This window comes from Nocardioides sp. (assembly GCF_034670285.1).
Classification (GTDB): Bacteria; Actinomycetota; Actinomycetes; order Propionibacteriales; family Nocardioidaceae; genus Nocardioides.
The window spans coordinates 1-2,933 of record NZ_JAXMNS010000445.1 but is presented as its reverse complement, the minus strand read 5'-3'; the positions used below and the strand labels follow the sequence as shown (position 1 = coordinate 2,933).

2 protein-coding genes and 1 pseudogene are annotated in these 2,933 nt (G+C 71.3%); 2 read left to right on the top strand and 1 reads right to left on the bottom strand.

All coding sequences use genetic code 11. The annotated features are described in order from the left end of the window. The first annotated feature begins 179 nt into the window (after window positions 1-179). Together VOI19_RS17395 and VOI19_RS17390 are read left to right on the top strand one after the other, a co-directional pair. Window positions 180-1,196 carry a DUF4192 domain-containing protein gene (locus VOI19_RS17395; protein WP_323794212.1) on the top strand — a complete coding sequence of 339 codons (1,017 nt, stop codon included), beginning with the start codon at window positions 180-182 and terminating at the stop codon, window positions 1,194-1,196. A 17-nt stretch (window positions 1,197-1,213) separates the two neighbouring features. Then, window positions 1,214-2,680 carry a glutamate-cysteine ligase family protein gene (locus tag VOI19_RS17390; protein ID WP_323794211.1) on the top strand — a complete coding sequence of 489 codons (1,467 nt, stop codon included), beginning with the start codon at window positions 1,214-1,216 and terminating at the stop codon, window positions 2,678-2,680. Between the two features lie 24 nt (window positions 2,681-2,704). Here the strand turns inward: VOI19_RS17390 and VOI19_RS17385 are convergent. Continuing rightward, window positions 2,705-2,933: pseudogene (locus VOI19_RS17385) on the bottom strand (hypothetical protein); the annotation flags it as partial.

The window sequence follows — 2,933 nt, the reverse complement described above, 5'->3', positions numbered from 1 at the left end:
GGAGCACCGAGGCCTGCTTGCGCACCCCGAGAACCTATCCCTGTCGTCGTGACCGCCGACGGTGCCCGTGCGGCGAGGGCACCCGCCGGTTCTCCACAGCGGGCCCGCGGACGGAGCTTCTCCACAGCCCGGGGTGCGAGCGGGACCGATCGTCGGCCGGCGCGAGCAGGGTCGAGCCCATGACCTTCACCAGCACCCCCGACCCCGACTGCCCGCGCGAGGCGGCCACGCCCCTGACCCTGACGGCTCGCTCGCCCGAGGACCTCCTGGCGCTCGCGCCGGTGGTGCTCGGCTTCCACCCGACCGACTCGATCGTGATGTTGACGTTCGGCGCCGCGGCCCCCTTCCACGCCCGCGTCGACCTGCCGACGAGTGCCGCCGAGGTCGCCGAGACCGTCGACGTGCTCGTCGCTCCGGCGCGCAGGCATGGTGTGGCGCGGGTCGTGATCCTCGTCTACGGAACCGACCGGGTGATGTCTCGTCGCCTCTGGACCGCGGTGCGCGACGGCTTCGCCCGAGCGGGCATCGAGGTCCTTGACGCCCTGCGGGTCGAGGAGGAGCGGTGGTACCCCCTCGTCGGCCGCGACCGGAGGGCGCAGCTGAGCGGGGTCGCCTACGACGTGTCCGCCCACCCGTTCCTGGTGCAGGCAGTCGTCGACGGACGGGTCACCCACGGCTCACGGGCGGCCCTCGCGGGCACGCTGGCGGCTGACGCCGGGGGAGTGCGGAGGTTGACGTCCCTCGCGCGCTCCCGACCCGCCGCGATCGATCTGCTCACCGAAGGCGCGTGGATCGAGACCACGCTCACCGAGCACCTCGCGGGGGACCACCTTCCCGACGACCCAGAGCTTGCCCGGATGCTCCTCGCCCTGCGCGACGACCGTCTGCGTGACGCCGCATGGAGCACGCTGAGCCGCGAGCGCGCTCGAGCGGCCGTGGGCTGGTGGACCCACGCCCTGACCCGCTGCCCCGAGGACCTCGTGGCGGCGCCGGCTGCGCTCCTGGCCTGGGCGGCCTGGCTGCATGGCAACGGGGCGCTGGCGTGGTGCGCCCTCGACCGGTGCGAGTCGGTCGAGCCGGGCTACGACCTCGCACGTCTGGTGGCCGACCTGCTCGAGCGCGCGCACCCGCCGACGCAGTGGAACGAGGCAATCGACTGGCGCTCGGGCCTTGACGAGGCGTCGCGGGCGGGGTGACCCACTACCCTCCTGGCATGGGCGAAGAGGTCGACCTCCAAGAATTCACCCCCTCGGACCGCACGCGTCACCGGGAGAAGGTCCGACGCTGCCTCGACGTCTTCGCCCGGATGCTGCGCGAGGCCGCTTTCGACACCGACGACCCGATGACCGGGCTCGAGGTCGAGCTCAACCTCGTCGACGACTCCGGCGACCCGGCGCTGAAGAACGCCGAGGCACTGGCCGCGATCGCCGATCCCGACTTCCAGACCGAGCTCGGCCAGTTCAACATCGAGATCAACGTGCCGCCGGCCAAGCTGCGCGAGCGTGGTCTCGAGCGCTTCGAGGACAACCTGCGACGCAGCCTCAACGATGCGGAGACCAAGTCAGCAGAGGTCGGCGCGCACCTGGTGATGATCGGGGTCCTGCCGACCCTGGCCGAGGGTCACATGGGGTTGCAGAGCATCAGCGGCAACCCGCGCTACCGCTTGCTGAGCGAGCAGATCTTGGGCGCCCGTGGCGAGGACCTGGTCATCTCGATCTCCGGTGCGGAGGGCGAGCACCTCGAGACCACGTCCGACTCGATCCTCCCCGAGGCCGCGTGCACCAGCACCCAGCTGCACGTGCAGACCTCTCCCGACCAGTTCGCCGCCTACTGGAACGCCTCGCAGGCGATCTCGGCGATCCAGCTCGCGGTGGGCGCGAACTCGCCGTACCTCCTGGGCAAGAACCTCTGGCGAGAGACTCGGATACCTCTGTTCGAACAGGCTACCGACACCCGGAGCGAGGAGCTCAAGGCCCAGGGTGTCCGACCTCGAGTCTGGTTCGGGGAGCGATGGGTCACCTCGGTCTTCGACCTGTTCGAGGAGAACGTCCGCTACTTCTCCGCGCTCCTGCCGATCACCGACGACGAGGACCCGCTGGCCGTCCTCGAGGCCGGCGGCACGCCCGGGCTCTCCGAGCTGCGGCTGCACAACGGCACGATCTACCGGTGGAACCGACCCGTCTACGACGTGAACGACGGCGTGCCGCACCTGCGGGTCGAGAACCGGGTCCTGGCGGCGGGCCCGACGGTCTCCGACACGATGGCCAACGCCGCGCTCTACTTCGGCCTCACCCGCGCCCTGGCCGAGAGCGAGCGGCCACTGTGGTCGCAGATGTCGTTCAGTGCCGCGGAGGAGAACTTCCACGTCGCGGCGCGCCACGGCATCGACGCGCAGATCTACTGGCCCTCGATCGGTCAGGTCTCGGCCACCGAGCTGGTGCTCCGGCGGCTGCTCCCACTCGCCTACGAGGGCCTGGCTGCCTGGGGCGTGGAGACGGCGACCGCCGAGCGCCTGCTCGGCATCATCGAGCAGCGGTGCCAGCTCGGCACCAACGGTGCTGAGTGGTTCGCCCGAGAGATGGCTCAGCGGTCGGGGCAGGACCGCTTCGACGCGTTGCGGGCGACCCTGCTCGACTACCGCGCGCACATGCACACCAACGAGCCGGTCCACACCTGGTGAGGTCGACCGGCGCGAGCCCTGCTCTCATCGGCGTGCCGGACGAAGCCGACGCCAGGTGCGCTGCGTGCCGGTGCGCGGGTCCCGCCAGCCCTGTCGGGTGACCACGACCATCGGCAGAGCGACGCCGAGCTCGCTCCCGGCGCTGCGGGCCGCGCTGGACCACTCGAGGTCGTCGTCCTCAGCCCCCAGGTCTCCCGGTCGAGTGAGCCACAGCAGCAGCGGGGCCGCAGGCCCGTCCCCGGTGATGCCCTCG